The organism is Methylobacterium sp. WL6, from assembly GCF_008040095.1.
Lineage (GTDB): Bacteria > Pseudomonadota > Alphaproteobacteria > Rhizobiales > Beijerinckiaceae > Methylobacterium.
Genome location: NZ_VRVH01000115.1, coordinates 1 through 13454, shown reverse-complemented (window position 1 = coordinate 13454; position 13454 = coordinate 1). Strand labels below are relative to the sequence as shown.

16 protein-coding genes are annotated in these 13454 nt (G+C 70.6%); 7 read left to right on the top strand and 9 right to left on the bottom strand.

Features of this window, described 5'->3' with window-relative positions:
• Both FV230_RS15790 and FV230_RS15785 read right to left on the bottom strand, forming a co-directional pair.
• On the bottom strand, positions 1 to 1159 hold a 1159-nt coding region (locus tag FV230_RS15790), incomplete at its 3' end, for a glutamate--cysteine ligase (RefSeq protein ID WP_147843068.1).
• Positions 1160 to 1384: 225 nt separating this feature from the next.
• A complete protein-coding gene (locus FV230_RS15785) occupies positions 1385 to 2137 on the bottom strand; it encodes a 16S rRNA (uracil(1498)-N(3))-methyltransferase (RefSeq protein ID WP_147843067.1) in 753 nt (250 codons plus the stop codon).
• Positions 2138 to 2431: 294 nt separating this feature from the next.
• Between FV230_RS15785 and FV230_RS15780 the strand changes: the two genes are divergently transcribed.
• The gene (locus tag FV230_RS15780) at positions 2432 to 2896 is read left to right on the top strand and encodes a hypothetical protein (RefSeq protein WP_147843066.1); all 465 of its coding nucleotides are present in this window, start codon (positions 2432 to 2434) and stop codon (positions 2894 to 2896) included.
• A 52-nt stretch (positions 2897 to 2948) separates the two neighbouring features.
• Positions 2949 to 3899 (top strand): 4-hydroxybenzoate octaprenyltransferase, encoded by a 951-nt coding sequence (ubiA, locus tag FV230_RS15775; protein WP_147843065.1) that lies wholly within the window; start codon positions 2949 to 2951, stop codon positions 3897 to 3899.
• 4 nt (positions 3900 to 3903) lie between these two features.
• Here ubiA and FV230_RS15770 read toward each other — a convergent pair whose 3' ends face one another.
• Positions 3904 to 4428 carry a DUF6101 family protein gene (locus FV230_RS15770; RefSeq protein WP_246694869.1) on the bottom strand — a complete coding sequence of 175 codons (525 nt, stop codon included), beginning with the start codon at positions 4426 to 4428 and terminating at the stop codon, positions 3904 to 3906.
• Positions 4429 to 4782: 354 nt separating this feature from the next.
• On the opposite strand from FV230_RS15770, the gene FV230_RS15765 reads away from it, so the two are divergent.
• Positions 4783 to 5616, top strand: coding sequence for a 3'(2'),5'-bisphosphate nucleotidase CysQ (locus FV230_RS15765; RefSeq protein WP_147843064.1), 834 nt, complete (start codon positions 4783 to 4785; stop codon positions 5614 to 5616).
• Positions 5617 to 5690: 74 nt separating this feature from the next.
• On the opposite strand, the gene FV230_RS30795 is transcribed toward FV230_RS15765, so the two are convergent.
• Together FV230_RS30795 and FV230_RS15755 are read right to left on the bottom strand one after the other, a co-directional pair.
• Positions 5691 to 5927, bottom strand: coding sequence for an AsnC family transcriptional regulator (locus FV230_RS30795; RefSeq protein ID WP_147725966.1), 237 nt, complete (start codon positions 5925 to 5927; stop codon positions 5691 to 5693).
• Positions 5928 to 6114: 187 nt separating this feature from the next.
• Positions 6115 to 6324, bottom strand: coding sequence for a cold-shock protein (locus FV230_RS15755; protein ID WP_147725959.1), 210 nt, complete (start codon positions 6322 to 6324; stop codon positions 6115 to 6117).
• A 292-nt stretch (positions 6325 to 6616) separates the two neighbouring features.
• Between FV230_RS15755 and FV230_RS15750 the strand changes: the two genes are divergently transcribed.
• Positions 6617 to 7006, top strand: a complete 390-nt coding sequence (locus FV230_RS15750) for a hypothetical protein (protein ID WP_147843063.1) — start codon at positions 6617 to 6619, stop codon at positions 7004 to 7006.
• 7 nt (positions 7007 to 7013) lie between these two features.
• On the opposite strand, the gene FV230_RS15745 is transcribed toward FV230_RS15750, so the two are convergent.
• Entirely contained in the window at positions 7014 to 7220 is a 207-nt protein-coding gene (locus tag FV230_RS15745; RefSeq protein WP_147725957.1) for a hypothetical protein, read from the bottom strand.
• Between the two features lie 145 nt (positions 7221 to 7365).
• On the opposite strand from FV230_RS15745, the gene FV230_RS15740 reads away from it, so the two are divergent.
• On the top strand, positions 7366 to 7944 hold the full coding sequence (locus FV230_RS15740) for a type 1 glutamine amidotransferase domain-containing protein (protein WP_147843062.1): 579 nt from the start codon (positions 7366 to 7368) through the stop codon (positions 7942 to 7944).
• A 78-nt stretch (positions 7945 to 8022) separates the two neighbouring features.
• On the opposite strand, the gene FV230_RS15735 is transcribed toward FV230_RS15740, so the two are convergent.
• From FV230_RS15735 to FV230_RS15725, 3 genes are all read right to left on the bottom strand, one after another.
• Positions 8023 to 8319 carry a hypothetical protein gene (locus FV230_RS15735; protein WP_147725955.1) on the bottom strand — a complete coding sequence of 99 codons (297 nt, stop codon included), beginning with the start codon at positions 8317 to 8319 and terminating at the stop codon, positions 8023 to 8025.
• Between the two features lie 356 nt (positions 8320 to 8675).
• Entirely contained in the window at positions 8676 to 9539 is an 864-nt protein-coding gene (locus FV230_RS15730; protein ID WP_147843061.1) for an NAD(P)-dependent oxidoreductase, read from the bottom strand.
• 95 nt (positions 9540 to 9634) lie between these two features.
• A complete protein-coding gene (locus FV230_RS15725; protein ID WP_147843060.1) occupies positions 9635 to 10837 on the bottom strand; it encodes a pyridoxal phosphate-dependent aminotransferase in 1203 nt (400 codons plus the stop codon).
• A gap of 184 nt (positions 10838 to 11021) precedes the next feature.
• On the opposite strand from FV230_RS15725, the gene FV230_RS15720 reads away from it, so the two are divergent.
• Positions 11022 to 12044, top strand: coding sequence for an LLM class flavin-dependent oxidoreductase (locus FV230_RS15720; protein ID WP_147725965.1), 1023 nt, complete (start codon positions 11022 to 11024; stop codon positions 12042 to 12044).
• 173 nt (positions 12045 to 12217) lie between these two features.
• Positions 12218 to 13234 carry a fumarylacetoacetate hydrolase family protein gene (locus FV230_RS15715; protein ID WP_147843059.1) on the top strand — a complete coding sequence of 339 codons (1017 nt, stop codon included), beginning with the start codon at positions 12218 to 12220 and terminating at the stop codon, positions 13232 to 13234.
• Positions 13235 to 13454 lie beyond the last annotated feature (220 nt).

The following is a 13454-nucleotide window of genomic DNA, read 5'->3' as shown; positions in this document are numbered from 1 at the left end:
CGCCCAGGCTGCGCCGCGCGACCGGCGTCGCGAGGCCCAGGCGCGGGACGGTGGCGCGCAGGGCCTCCCGGTCGGTCGCGCTCCAGCCCGAGACGAGGTCGAGGGCGGCATCGAGCGACGCCTCGTCGTAGAGCAGGCCGACCCAGAACGCGGCCTGCGCTGCGATCATGCCGGCATCGCCGACGTCGGCGCCGCGCATCTCGAGGAAGCGCTTGAGCCGAACCTCGGGAAAGGCGGTGGAGGCGTGGTTGGCCCAGTCGGAGACCGTGGCGTACTCGCCCGGCAACTGGGCGAGCTTGCCGGCCATCAGGTCGCGGAACGAGGCGCCCGAGACGTCGTGGTAGGTGTCGCCGCGCTTGACGAAGTACATCGGCATGTCGAGCAGCCAGTCGACGTAGCCCTCGTAGCCGAAGCCTGCGTCGAAGGCGAAGCCGAGCATCCCGGTGCGGTCGGCGTCGGTGTCGCGCCAGATCTCGGAGCGTCGCGACAGGAAGCCGTTCGGCCGCCCGTCGGTGAAGGGCGAGTTGGCGAACAGGGCGGTCGCGACCGGCTGCAGCGCGAGCGAGGCGCGGAGCTTCCGCGTCATGTCGCTTTCCGACGCGAAGTCGACGTTGACCTGCACGGTGGCGGTGCGCAGCATCATGTCGAGGCCGAGCGATCCGACCTTCGGCATGTAGCCGGCCATGATCTTGTAGCGGCTCTTGGGCATCACCGGCGTCTCGGCCCGCGACCATTTCGGGCTCATCGCGAGGTCGAGGAAGCCGATGCCGAGGCCGTCCGCCACGCGCTTCGTCGCGGCCAGGTGCTCGTCGAGCTCGCGGGCGGTGGCGTGCACGTCGGCGACCGGCGCGCCCGAGAGTTCGAACTGCCCGCCGGGCTCGATCGAGATCGCGCCGCCTTCCGCAGCCGACAGGCCGATGACGTGGCCGGCATCGAGGATCGGCTCCCAGCCGGTCTCGCGGCCGACGCCTTCCAGCAGGGCGCGGATGCCGCGCTCGCCTTCATACGGCACCGGTTCGCGCGTCTCGACGTAGAAGGGAATCTTCTCGTGCTCGGTGCCGATCGCGAAGCTCTCGCGCGGCTTCTCGCCGGCCGCGAACCAGTCGATCAGTTCGACACGCGTGGTGAGCGGTGTCGTGTCGGACGTATCGCGCGCCATGCGCTGCCTCGCCGTGAAATCATGGGCTGAACTCGGGAAGCGCGCCGGCCGTCTGGAAAAGAGCGATGCGGTCGTGCCCCGTCGCCGGGATGGGTCGTCCATAATCCAGGGCGCCGGACCCGACAACGCGACCTTGAGCGCCCCTGCCCCGCTTCGACCGGCAATCGTCGGGCGTCGGAGGCGCCGCGCGCGGTCGATGTGCGCGGGCGCACGCCGACAGGGCTATCATCGCGCGTCGCCGAGTACGGCCTGGATCAGGGCGAGCGCCGCGACCGCGGCGGTGTCGGCCCGGAGGATGCGGGGCCCGAGGGAGAGCGCCACGGAGTTGGGCCGCGCCAGGATCGCCGCGCGCTCCTCCGGCGCGAACCCGCCCTCCGGGCCGATCAGCACTGCGAGCGGAACGGGGCCCGCCGGATCCGCGGCCCGGCGCAGGGCGGCGACGGGGTCGGCGATCGCGGCGTCCTCGTCGCAGAACACCAGCAGCCGCTCCGGCGCGAGGTCGGCGAGCGCCGCGGGCAGGCGCGCGGCTTCCATCAAGGCCGGCACGGCGAGGATGCCGCACTGCTCGGCCGCCTCGATCATGTTGGCGTGCAGGCGCTCGGTGTTGAGGCGGTCGCCTTGCGTGTAGCGCGTCAGGACCGGCCGGATCGTGCCCGCCCCCATCTCGACCGCCTTCTGGGCGAGGTAGTCGAGCCGCGCGCTCTTCAGGGGCGCGAACAGGTAGTGCAGGTCGGGCGGTGCGGTCTGGGGCCGTACTCGGTCGACGACGGTCAGATGCGCGCTCTTGCGCCCCGACGGCACCAGGCTCGCCCGCCACTCGCCGTCCCGCCCGTTGAACAGCAGCACCGAGTCGTCCGGCTGCCGGCGCAGGACGTTGAGCAGATAGTTCGCCTGCGCCCGGTCCAGGGGAAGGTTCGCGCCCGCGAAGAGGTCGTGCGCCACGTGGAGACGGGGCGCGGTGAAGTCGTAGGCCGCCATCCGGGCTCCGTCGCGTGCTGGATCGCCGCTGTCAACGCCGGAGCGAGGCGGCGCCGATGTTGCCGAAACATCACGGGCGCGGGTTTTCGAAACGTTACGCCGCCATGTCGGAGCCGGCCCGTTTGCGGCTCGATTGACGCCACATTCCTATGGCGAAGCGGAGCCCGGACATTCCGGACCGGCCGTACCGCAGCGCGGCCGACCTCCGGCTCGAAGACGACATCCGTCGACGCTGCGCGCCATGCCGACGGCGCATCGCCTGCGACCGGGGCGGATCTCCAGGGAGACGAGACCATGCGCTACAAGACCTACGGACTGGCCGCCGCCCTCGTCGCGGGCAGCTTCCTGGCCAGCACGGCCGCCTTCGCCCAGTCCGCCGAGTGCGGCGCGATCCAGACGACGCTGCAGACCCGCAAGGATCTCGTCGCCAAGGCGAACGTGGCGTCGAACGGAAAGAAGAAGATGACCCCGCAGGAGGCCTGCGCGCTGTTCGGCAAGCTGCAGTCCAACGGCGTCGAGGGCATGAAGTGGATCGCCGCCAACAAGGAGTGGTGCTCGATCCCCGACTCGTTCGCGGAAGGCTTCAAGGCCGACCACTCGAAGGTGGTGGGCATCCGCACCAAGATCTGCGGCATCGCGGCCCAGGCGACCAAGATGGAGGCTCAGGCCCGCGCTCAGGCCCAGAACGGCGGCGGCGGCGGCCTCCTCGGCGGCCCGGGCTTGACCGGTCAGTTCAAGATGCCGCAGGGCGCGCTCTGAGGCGGATGCGACCCGCCTCCCACCCGTTCCTCATCCCGTCCGGGCCCCGGTCGTGAATGCCGCGAAGGCGGTGGAATCCCGCGTCGCCGACGCGGTGACCGGCCATTGGGTCGACCGGCTCGCCCCGCGGGCCGCCCGGCCTTACCTGCGCCTCGCCCGCATCGACCGGCCGATCGGCTGGTGGCTGCTGCTGCTGCCGTGCTGGTGGTCGACGGCGCTGGCCGCCACCCGCGCCGGCCTGCCCTGGCCCGATCCGCGCCACCTGCTGCTGTTCCTCGTCGGCGCGGTGGCGATGCGCGGGGCCGGCTCGACCTACAACGACATCGCCGATCGCGACCTCGACGCGCAGGTCGAGCGCACGCGCTCGCGGCCCCTGCCCTCGGGGCAGGTCGGCACGCGCGCCGCCGCCATCTTCCTCGCCGCCCAGGCGCTGGTCGGCTTCCTCGTCCTGATGCAGTTCGATGCGTTCGCCATCGGCGTCGGGCTGTGCTCGCTGATCCCCGTGGCGATCTACCCGTTCATGAAGCGGGTGATGTCGATGCCGCAGCTGGTGCTCGGCCTCGCCTTCTCCTGGGGGGCGCTGATGGGCTGGGCCGCCCTGCTCGACCAGCTCGCCGCACCGGCCTGGCTGCTCTACGCCGGCACGATCGCCTGGGTGGTCGGCTACGACACGATCTACGCGGTGCAGGACATCGAGGACGACGAGATCGCCGGCATCCGCTCGTCGGCGCGGTTCTTCGGCGGCCGGCTTCGGGTCGCCGTCGGGGCCTGCTACGGGGCGGCCGTGCTGCTGATCGGCGCGGCGGCCTACGGGGCCGGGGCGGGACTGCTCGGTTTCCTGGGCGTCGCCGCGTTCGCGGGCCATCTCGGCCGGCAGGTCTGGCGGCTCAAGGCGCGGGACGGGCGGGAGGCGCTGGCCCTGTTCCGCTCGAATCGCGGGGCCGGGCTCATCCTGTTCGCGGGGCTCGCCGCCGATACGATCAACCAGGGCTGGCCGGGCTGAGCGCTCACGAGCGGGCGATGATCTCGTTCTCGCCGCGGTGGATCTGCGGGCGGACCGGGAGGCGGCCGGTCTTGCGGCGCACGAGGAAGCGCGGGCGGCGGTCGTCGAGCGAGCCGTGCCGGCGCCGAATGCGGGTCTTGCCGAGCATCAGCCGGCCGACCTGCGCCGACACGGTGGCGAGCACGCCGTCCTCGCGCACGATCATCCGCGGCAAGCCGGTGCGGGCGGCGAGGTCCCGCCAGATCGCGACGACCTCCTCCTCGCAGAACGGCCCGAGACGGGCGACGACGGCGCCGGCGGCGTCGACGAGGCAGAGGTCGAACCGGTCCTCGCCGCAGCTTTCCGCCTCGTCGGTCGCGAAGGTGAGCGCGATGCCGGCGGCCTTGGACGTCGCGGTGGCGGCGCCGAACACCGGCAGCGGCGAGGCGTCGAAGGCGAAGCGCGCCGGCGCGGCGCCGTCGCGATCGAGGCGATCGGTCTCGGCAAGATGATCGGTCGGGTTCCGGTCCATGGTGTCGAACGTGTTCATCTGCCCGCCGTCCATTTGCAAGTGGCGACCTGCTCGGGTCGTCCGTTATGCCAAGCAGATTGGCGTCTAACCTCCCCACGGTGCCTTAAGAGTGAGCGTTAAGCGATCGTGGACAGCGCGTTCGCGCTCGGAATGCTCAACGGTTCCTTGCCGCGATCGATGAAAACCGCCGGTTCCGCGCTGCGGCCTCGCGATCCTTGTGGCGCTTCGGGGCAGACCCTACAACGGTGCGGTCGCGCGCTCCGGCGCGCCGCCCCCCTGTCGCGATCGGGACCATCCGCACGTCGCATCGGCGCGCGGGTCGGCGCGAGCCGCGATGCCGATCCCCTCCCCCGTCGCCGGACACGGACCGCCATGACCGATACGATCTCAGCGGACTTCGTGCACGCCCTGATGCCGGACCTGCGCGAGGCGCTTCGCGAGGCGGCCTCCCTCGCCCTGCCCTTCTTCCGGGCCGGCAGCCAGACCTCGGCGAAGATCTGGTCGAAGGCCGGCGGCTCGCCGGTGACGGAAGCCGACGTCGCCGTCGACACCTTCCTGAAGATCCGCCTGAGCCAGATCGTGCCGGCGGCGGCGTGGCTGTCCGAAGAGACGGCCGACGACGCCGTGCGGATCGGTCACGACCTCGTCTGGATCGTCGACCCGATCGACGGGACCCGCGCCTTCCTGTCCGGGCATCGGGACTGGTCGATCGCGGTGGCGCTGCTGAAGGCCGGCGAGCCGGTGATCGGCTTCGTGAACGCGCCGGCGCTCGGGCACGATTACGAGGCGATCCACGGGCGGGGCGCGACGCGCAACGGCGAGCCGATCGGCGCGCGGCAGGGCGTCGCGTTGCCGACGGCCCGCGTCACAGGCCCGAAGCCGATGATCGACCGGCTGGGGCGTGGCGTCTCGCGCGATCTGGGGGACGCCGCCTTCGAGCGCATCGACCGGATTCCGTCGCTGGCCCTGCGCGTGGCCCGCGTCGCCGAAGGCTCGGTCGATGTCGGGCTGGTCTCCTCGGATGCCCGCGACTGGGATCTCGCGGCGGCCGACCTGATCCTGCGCGAGGCGGGCGGCTCCGTCTGCGACATGTCCGGCGTCGCGACCGTCTACAACCGGACCGATCCGGTGCATGGCGAGCTGGTCGCGCTGCCGAACGACCTGCGCGACGTCGTCGTGTCGGCCTGGGACCGGGGCCGGTCGTGACGATCTCGCGGGCTTGAGCGGGCCCGAAACGAAGAAGAGCCGATCCTGCATCTTGCAGGATCGGCTCGGCGTGGTCAGGCGTGGGCGGCTTCGCGAAGGGCCAGAGCGGCCGGCGCGAGCCCGAGGCGGTCGGCGAGATGCCAGCGCAACTCTCGGGGCGAATGATAATTGTAGGATCGATCGATGAGGTGGGAGAGGTCGAGGGTCGGGGCGTCCGACGTCGCGCTCTGCTTGATGCACCCCACCTTGAAGGTCGCTGAATCCGTGACGGGCGACCGGACGCTACGGCGTCGGGTGTATTCGAACAACATGGTGTGTTTGATTGTCTTCCGATGTGACCGGGTTTGCTCCGCCACGCGGCGGGCCCGGCTCTGTTTCTGTGGTGTTGCGATTAAGATTGCGTTTACCTTGACCGTCCGGCGCGGCCGCTCCCGGAGGATGGCAGCGTCGGATGGTTTCGACCGTGTTCACGGCCGCGTGGATGGGAGACCGATGGCCTCAGGCAGCCTGGAGGTTGCCGGCGGCGTCTTTGCCGCTGCGCTTGTCGGTCAGGATCTCGTAAGACACCTTCTGACCCTCGATCAGGTTGCGCATGCCGGCGCGCTCGACGGCGGAGATGTGGACGAACACGTCCTTGCCGCCGTCATCCGGCTGGATGAAGCCGTAGCCCTTGGTCTCGTTGAACCACTTCACGGTACCGGTATTCACGTAGAGAACCTCGTATCGACGATGGGTCGAGCCCTCGCGCTCGTGAAAGCGCGAACGGATCGACTGACTTCTAAGTCTGGTATGGGTGGCAGGGCGTCGGGCAAGGAACCCGTAACCGGCGTCCGTCCCAGGGTTTGGGCCCCCCACAACCCTATCTAAGGGCTCCCTGCGGCCGCAACAAGGCAGGGATGCAGGTTCTCGGCGTGCCCGGGCAAAAGCGGAGGCCCGGCGGCTGGGATTCTCGTGGGCCCCAGTGCATATAAGGGTTCGCGCTCAGGCTTTTAGGCGATCCATGGCAGGTATCTCGGTTTCGTTGGAAGGGGCCAACATCCAGCTCTCCTTCCAGAAGGACGATCAGGCGACCGCCGTGGTGATGGATGCCCGCGCCGCCCGCGCCCTCGTGCGCGCCGTCGGGCAACTGCTCACCGCCATCGACGAACCTGAGGAGCCCGACATGGCCGAGGAGATGGGCGACGAGGAGATCGCGATGCTCGACGTGACCTCCTCCGCGATCGAGATCGGCACAGACGACCAGGGCCAGGCCGTCGTCGCGCTCCAGGCCGGCGCCCTGCCGCCGTTCCAGCTGCGCCTGACCGACGAAGAGGCCCGTCACGTGGCGACGAGCCTCTCCGAGATCCTCGCGGCCCCGCGCGACGTGCGGGCGTCGCACGGCGGCCACTGAGCCGGTCCTACATCCTGACGCCGGGATCGGTCGGGGCGCCGGGAAACACGTCCGGCTCCGAGCCGGGGCCGCCGGGCTCGTCGATGCCGGGATCGTTCACCGGATAGGGCGTGCGCGGCCCGGTCGGCCCGATATCGGGCATCTCGTCCGGCGGGACGGGCGGCGGAAGGTCCCCGGGGGTCGGTTCGGGGGTCGGAAGGCCGGGATTGGCCATGCGCTGCCTCGTGCAGTTGGGAATGAGCTAGCCAACGGATCGCCTGCGCGAGGGTTCCGCGCATTCCTGGGTTGCCGGATCGTCGGGGAACCGCGGGGAGACGTCCCGGTTTGCCGGCCGACGTCATCCATCGGAGCGAACCGCCATGCCCGACATCAAGCAAGCCAAGGTCCTGATCCTCGCCACCGACGGGTTCGAGGAGACCGAGCTCACCGTCCCGCAGGCCAAGCTGCGGCAGGCCGGCGCGACGGTCCACGTCGCGTCGCCGAAATCGCGCGAGAAGCCGGAATCGATCCGTGGCTGGGACAAGACCGATTGGGGCAAGAACGTCGCGGTCGACCTCGACCTCGAGACCGTCGATCCGTCTGCCTACGATGCCCTCGTCCTGCCCGGCGGCCAGATCAACCCGGACAAGCTCCGCCTCGAGCCGAAGGCGTTGGAGGTGATCAAGGCCTTCGTGACCTCGGGAAAGGTCGTCGCCGCGATCTGCCACGCGCCGTGGCTGCTGATCGAGGTCGGCGCGGCGAAGGGCCGTGACCTGACCTCGTTCTCCTCGATCCGTACCGACGTGATCAATGCCGGCGCCCGTTGGCACGACCGCGAGGTCGTGACCGACCACGGCATCGTCACCAGCCGCAATCCCGGCGATCTCGATGCGTTCTCGGCGAAGATCATCGAGGAGATCGCCGAAGGGCGGCACGAGCCCCGCTCCCTCGCCGCCTGATCGCGCGACGACACCAGAGAAGGCCGCCTGCCCTCTCGGCGGGCGGCCTTTTCGTCGAATGGAAGCCTCGTTCTCCGCTCAGCGCTTGGCGACGACGGCCTTCTGCGCCTTCGGCTTCAGGCCGGTGGTGCTGGCGATCAGCGCCGAGAGGTGATCCTGGTCGAGGTCCGCGGCCGCCTTCTGCGCCGGCTGGGCGGCGACGCGCTCGGGCTTGCGCGGCTCGATCGACCCGGTGGTCACCGGATCGGGCAGGCTCGCCAGAACCTGAGTGCTCGGCGCCGGATCGCGCTGGACCCGCAGCGCCCAATGGGCGGCGGTGGACAGCGCCGCGATCGCCAGGATCGCCTTGACGCCGCTGGTGAGGAACCCCCGCATGATGGTCAAGCCCGACAAAACGCAGTGACACACGACCGGTTCCCCGGCCCATTGCCACTGTTGCCGATGAGCGTGAACGAAATCCGAAGGTTGGCACCGGCTGCCGTCCCGGAACGGGGCGAAACTTGTGTGGGCCATGCGCCGGGTCCGCGGTTCCTGTTCCCCGCGCCTCCGACACGCCTGCAGCACCCCGGCCCACCAGGATTCACAGGAGCGGTCCAGAGAACTGGTCCGGGCCGCCCCGTCACTGCCGACCCCGCGTCCATGCAGGCCCGAGCGGGCTCGCGAAACCTTCAGGCGCATCGGCCGCGGGGACCGCCGATGTAGGTGAAGTGCAAAGAGCCGGCAACCGATGCTCAGGACGATCCGCGCGTCCGCGACGATCCGCCTGCCGCTTCGGCGAAAGCGAGGAGCGTGGCGACGTCGTCTTCGCCCTCGGGCGCCGCGAGATGCGCGAAGGTCTCGGCCGCCCCGGCGAACATCGCGCCGCCGGCCGGGTCCGGCGCCAGGAAGTCGACGATCTCGTGCATTTCCGCGACCCAGCGGTAGGCCTTCGGCATCATGTCGGGAAACCCGCCGGCGAAGCGGGCGAGCAGCTCCGGCTCGCTCTCCATCAGCTCCGCCCGCAGCGCGTCGGCGGCGCCCGCGCGCTCTGCGCCGAGGACGATCGCCGCGGCCACCGCCTTCAGGCCCTTGTTGATGCCGGCATAGGCCATCTTCAGGCCGGACGCCGCCCCGACGCCACCCGCGCAGGCCCGCATGTCGAGGCCGCATGCGCGCAGGGCCATCAGCGGCGCGAGGTCGTCGCCGGCGACGTAGACCCGCGGCCCCTTCGCGCCGGATTCGGGCGGGAGCCCGAGGATCGCACCATCGAGGAACGGCGCGCCCGTGCCCGCGATGATCGCGGCGATGCCGTGCACCGTCGCCGGCGACACCGCATTGCAATCGACGTAGACCGGCTTTTTCGGCTGAGCCGCCAGGCTCGGGGCGAGGCGGGCCGCGAGGCCGGCGGCATCGGCCGGCGGCACGATCGACAGGATCAGGTCGGCCGCGGCGATCTCCGCATCGTCGGCGTGGCTCATGCCGGCGGCCCGGGCGCGGTCGCGGGTCCCGGCGCTCCGTCCGGTCAGCGATGTCAGGACGCGGACGCCGTTCTCGGTGAGGCGGCGGGCGACCGCGCTTCCCATGGCGCCCGGGGCGATGACGGCGATGGTCGGCATCGAATCACCTCAAGCCATGGCCCGAACCACAGGGACGATCCGCGGCGGATCCGTATCGAAGTGGCGGGCACCCGATGGTGCCCGCCGTCGTCGTGCTAGCGCAGCGAGCCGCAGAAGCGCTGGATGCGGTTGCACGCTTCCTCCAGCGTCTTGGTCGAGGTGGCGTAGGAGATGCGCAGGTTCGGGCCGAGGCCGAAGGCCGAGCCGTGCACGGCGGCGACGCCCTCCGCCTGCAGCAGCTCGGTCACGAAGTCCTCGTCGGTGGCGATGGTCTTGCCTGACGGGGTCGTGCGCCCGATCGTCTCGGCGCAGGACGGGTAGACGTAGAACGCGCCCTCCGGCGTCGGGCATTGCAGGCCCTTGGTCTGGTTCAGCATCGAGACCACGAGGTCGCGCCGCTCCTGGAACGCCGCCTTGAACTGCGCGAGGTGCGCCTGCGTGCCGTCGAGCGCGGCCACCGCCGCCCATTGCGAGATCGAGGACGCGCCCGAGGTCTGCTGGCCCTGGACGAAGTCCATCGCCTTGATCAGCTTCTCCGGGCCGGCGGCGTAGCCGATGCGCCAGCCCGTCATCGCGTAGGCCTTCGAGACGCCGTTCATGGTCAGCGTGCGCCCGTAGAGGCCGGGCTCGATCTGCGCCGGGGTGACGAATTCGAAGTCGCCGTAGGTCAGGTGCTCGTACATGTCGTCGGTGAGCACCCAGACGTGCGGGTAGCGCATCAGCACGTCGGTGATCTTCTTCAGCTCGGCATGGCTGTAGGCGGCGCCCGAGGGGTTCGACGGCGAGTTGAGGATGATCCACTTGGTCTTCGGCGTCAGCACCCGCTCCAGCTCCTCGGGCTGGAGCTTGAAGTCGTGCGCCATGTCGGTCTCGGCGAAGACTGGCGTGCCGCCGCAGAGCACCACCATCTCCGGGTAGGACACCCAGTAGGGGCGCGGGATCACGACCTCGTCGCCGGGGTTCAGCGTTGCCAGCAGCGCGTTGTAGATCACGTGCTTGCCGCCGGTGCCGACGATTGTCTGGGAGACCTTGTAGTCGAGCCCGTTCTCGCGCTTGAACTTCTTCACGATCGCTTCGCGCAGCGGCACGATGCCCGACACCGGCGGATACTTGGTCTCGCCCCGGGCGATCGCCTCGATCGCGGCCTGCTTGATGTGCTCGGGCGTGTCGAAGTCGGGCTCGCCGACCGACAGGCTGATCACGTCCATGCCGCCGGCTTTCAGGTCGCGCGCCTTCTGCGTCATCGCGATCGTCGCGGATGGTTTTACGCGCGAGAGGGCGTCGGCGAGAAAGCCCATGGTCGGGTGCTCCGGTTTTCATGCAGGTTTCGCCGTCCCGTGACGGCGGCGGGACCGTAGTCGCGGCTCCTGGGACGAGCAAGGCGCCGGCTCGGGGTTCGCCGGCAAACGTCACGCACGGGGTGCAGGGCTCGTGCTCGGCCGCCGCCTCGACGGCGGCTTCCGGCGACACCATCTCCTGGCGATGGCAACGCTCTCCGTCCTCGACCTGTCGTTCGTCGGTTCCGGCTCCAGCCCGGCTCAGGCGCTGCGCGACTCCCTCGACCTCGCCCGCCACGTCGACCGCCTCGGCTACGGGCGATACTGGCTCGCCGAGCACCATGCCCTGCCCTCGGTCGCGAGCCCGGCCCCCGACATCATGGTCGGCCAGATCGCGGCCGCGACCCGGACGATCCGGGTCGGCTCGGGCGGGATCATGCTGCCGAACCACGCGCCGCTGATGGTCGCCGAGCGCTTCAAGGTGCTGGAGGCGCTGTTTCCCGGGCGGATCGACCTCGGCCTCGGGCGCGCGCCCGGCACCGACGGCATCACCGCCCAGGCGTTGCGCCGGCGCGAGGCGCCGCGCGGCGGCGACGACTTCCTCGAGCGGCTGCAGGAGCTGATGCTGTGGGAGACCGGCGGCTTCCCCGAGGGCCATCCGTTCAACACCGTGACCGTGATGCCGGCCGGCGTGCCGCTGCCGCCGATCTTTCTGCTCGGGTCGTCCGACTACAGCGCGCATCTGTCCGCACGCCTCGGGCTCGGCTTCGCCTTCGCCCAGCACTTCGCCTCGTTCGACGCGCGTGGCCCGATGCTCGACTATCGCCGCGGCTTCCAGCCCTCGCGGTGGGGCACCCGGCCCCATGCGATCCTCGCGGTCGCGGCCGTCTGCGCCGAGACCGAGGCGCAGGCCGAGCGCCTGGCGCTCAGCACCCAGCTGGCGACGCTCCGGCGCGAGCGCGGCGAGTACGCTCCGATCCCGACGCTCACCGAGGCCGAAGCCTATCCCTACAGCGATGCCGAGCGCGCCCGCATCGCCCGCGGCCGAGACCGGTTGCATGTCGGCACGCCGGAGACTGTGCGCGCCCTGCTCTCGGGCCTCGCCGAGGCGACGCAGGCCGACGAGATCATGGTGGTCTGCGCCGTTCCCGATCAGGAGGCCCGGCGGCGCTCCTACAGCCTGCTGGCGCAGGCCTGGGGACTCGCCGAGACGGCCGCGGCCGCGTGAATCGCCGGACGACATCCTGACCAGCCTGTCGCCTCGACCGGTCCCGGGCTCCTGACATCGATCCGGGATCGGCGCATCCTGGCGGTCTCGACGCGGCTTCGCGGCGTCGGGCACGCGGATGGCCCGTCGAAGGGCCGCCACCCAGGCATCGACGATCTCGGGAGGAGAGAACGATGTGCGATCGACGCGATTTCCTGAAGGCGACGGCCGGTCTCGCGGCCACCGCCATGGCCGCCCCGGTCGCGGCACGGGCCGCGGAGAAGGGGCCGCCCGCGCCGACCGCCTTCGGCATGCCGCGCGACATGATCCTGATCAACCTGCGCCGCGACGGCGGCTACGGCCTCGGCCTGAAGACCCCGGACGGCGTGCTCGACGTCGCCGCCGCCGGGAAGGCGGTCGGCCTGCCGGTGCCGGCCGACATGGACGACCTTCTGCAGAACGGGAAGGGCCCGATGCTGCGCGCGGTGATCGACGCGGTCGAGGCGGCCCCCGACCCGCGGCTGACGATCCCCGAGGACCGGATCGCCTACGCGCCGCTGGTCACCCGGCCGGAAAAGATCATCATGATGGGATTCAACTATCGCAAGCACGCCGAGGAGACGGGAACGCCGCCGCCGAAGGACCCGCCGCTGTTCAACAAGTACAACAACACGCTCAACCATCACGGCGGCACGATCCGGCTGCCGACGCAGGCGGCGCGCGAGTTCGACTACGAGACCGAGCTGGTGATCGTCTTCGGCCGGGAATGCCGCGACGTCTCGGAGGCCGACGCGCTCGACTACGTCGCCGGCTACGCCACCGGCAACGACTTCAGCGCCCGCGACCTGCAGACGCTGACCTCGCAGTTCATGATCGGCAAGACCTCGGACGGGTTCGCTCCGCTCGGGCCCTACCTCGTCACCGCCGACCGCGTGCCCGACCCGAACAATCTGCGCCTGGTGACCAAGGTCAACGGCGCGGTGCGGCAGGACTGGACGACCGCGGACATGATCTTCAACTGCCGCCAGCTGATCAGCTTCGCGTCGAAGGTGATGACCATCAAGCTGGGCGACGTCTTCTACACCGGCACGCCGCAGGGGGTGATCTTCGGCGAGAAGATCCCGCGGGCGGAGCGGCAATGGCTGAAGCCGGGCGACGTCATCGTATCGAGCCTCGAAGGGCTGGGCGAGCTGCAGTTCAGCCTGGTCTGACCGGCGTTCGGAAATACCGATCCTCCCGCACTCCGCAGTCCTTACCGCTTGCGGGAATGACGTGGCTCCGTACCGGCAACCGAGGGATCGCGCGGATCACCGCGCGGTCCTCTCTGTCGTCTAGGGCCGAGGCCGCCGCGTCTCAGCCGCCGAACAACCCGCGCAGGCGGCTGAGGAAGCCGCCGGTCGGGGTCGTCGCGGCGGCGGCGCTCGTCGGGGC

Bases quoted from the DNA above. Each gene is read 5' to 3' on its own strand.
- FV230_RS15785 (WP_147843067.1), bottom strand. From the start codon at position 2,137: ATGGCGGCCTACGACTTCACCGCGCCCCGTCTCCACGTGGCGCACGAC.
- FV230_RS15780 (WP_147843066.1), top strand. From the start codon at position 2,432: ATGCGCTACAAGACCTACGGACTGGCCGCCGCCCTCGTCGCGGGCAGC.
- FV230_RS15770 (WP_246694869.1), bottom strand. From the start codon at position 4,428: ATGAACACGTTCGACACCATGGACCGGAACCCGACCGATCATCTTGCC.
- FV230_RS15765 (WP_147843064.1), top strand. From the start codon at position 4,783: ATGACCGATACGATCTCAGCGGACTTCGTGCACGCCCTGATGCCGGAC.
- FV230_RS30795 (WP_147725966.1), bottom strand. From the start codon at position 5,927: ATGTTGTTCGAATACACCCGACGCCGTAGCGTCCGGTCGCCCGTCACG.
- FV230_RS15750 (WP_147843063.1), top strand. From the start codon at position 6,617: ATGGCAGGTATCTCGGTTTCGTTGGAAGGGGCCAACATCCAGCTCTCC.
- FV230_RS15745 (WP_147725957.1), bottom strand. From the start codon at position 7,220: ATGGCCAATCCCGGCCTTCCGACCCCCGAACCGACCCCCGGGGACCTT.
- FV230_RS15740 (WP_147843062.1), top strand. From the start codon at position 7,366: ATGCCCGACATCAAGCAAGCCAAGGTCCTGATCCTCGCCACCGACGGG.
- FV230_RS15735 (WP_147725955.1), bottom strand. From the start codon at position 8,319: ATGCGGGGGTTCCTCACCAGCGGCGTCAAGGCGATCCTGGCGATCGCG.
- FV230_RS15730 (WP_147843061.1), bottom strand. From the start codon at position 9,539: ATGCCGACCATCGCCGTCATCGCCCCGGGCGCCATGGGAAGCGCGGTC.
- FV230_RS15725 (WP_147843060.1), bottom strand. From the start codon at position 10,837: ATGGGCTTTCTCGCCGACGCCCTCTCGCGCGTAAAACCATCCGCGACG.
- FV230_RS15720 (WP_147725965.1), top strand. From the start codon at position 11,022: ATGGCAACGCTCTCCGTCCTCGACCTGTCGTTCGTCGGTTCCGGCTCC.
- FV230_RS15715 (WP_147843059.1), top strand. From the start codon at position 12,218: ATGTGCGATCGACGCGATTTCCTGAAGGCGACGGCCGGTCTCGCGGCC.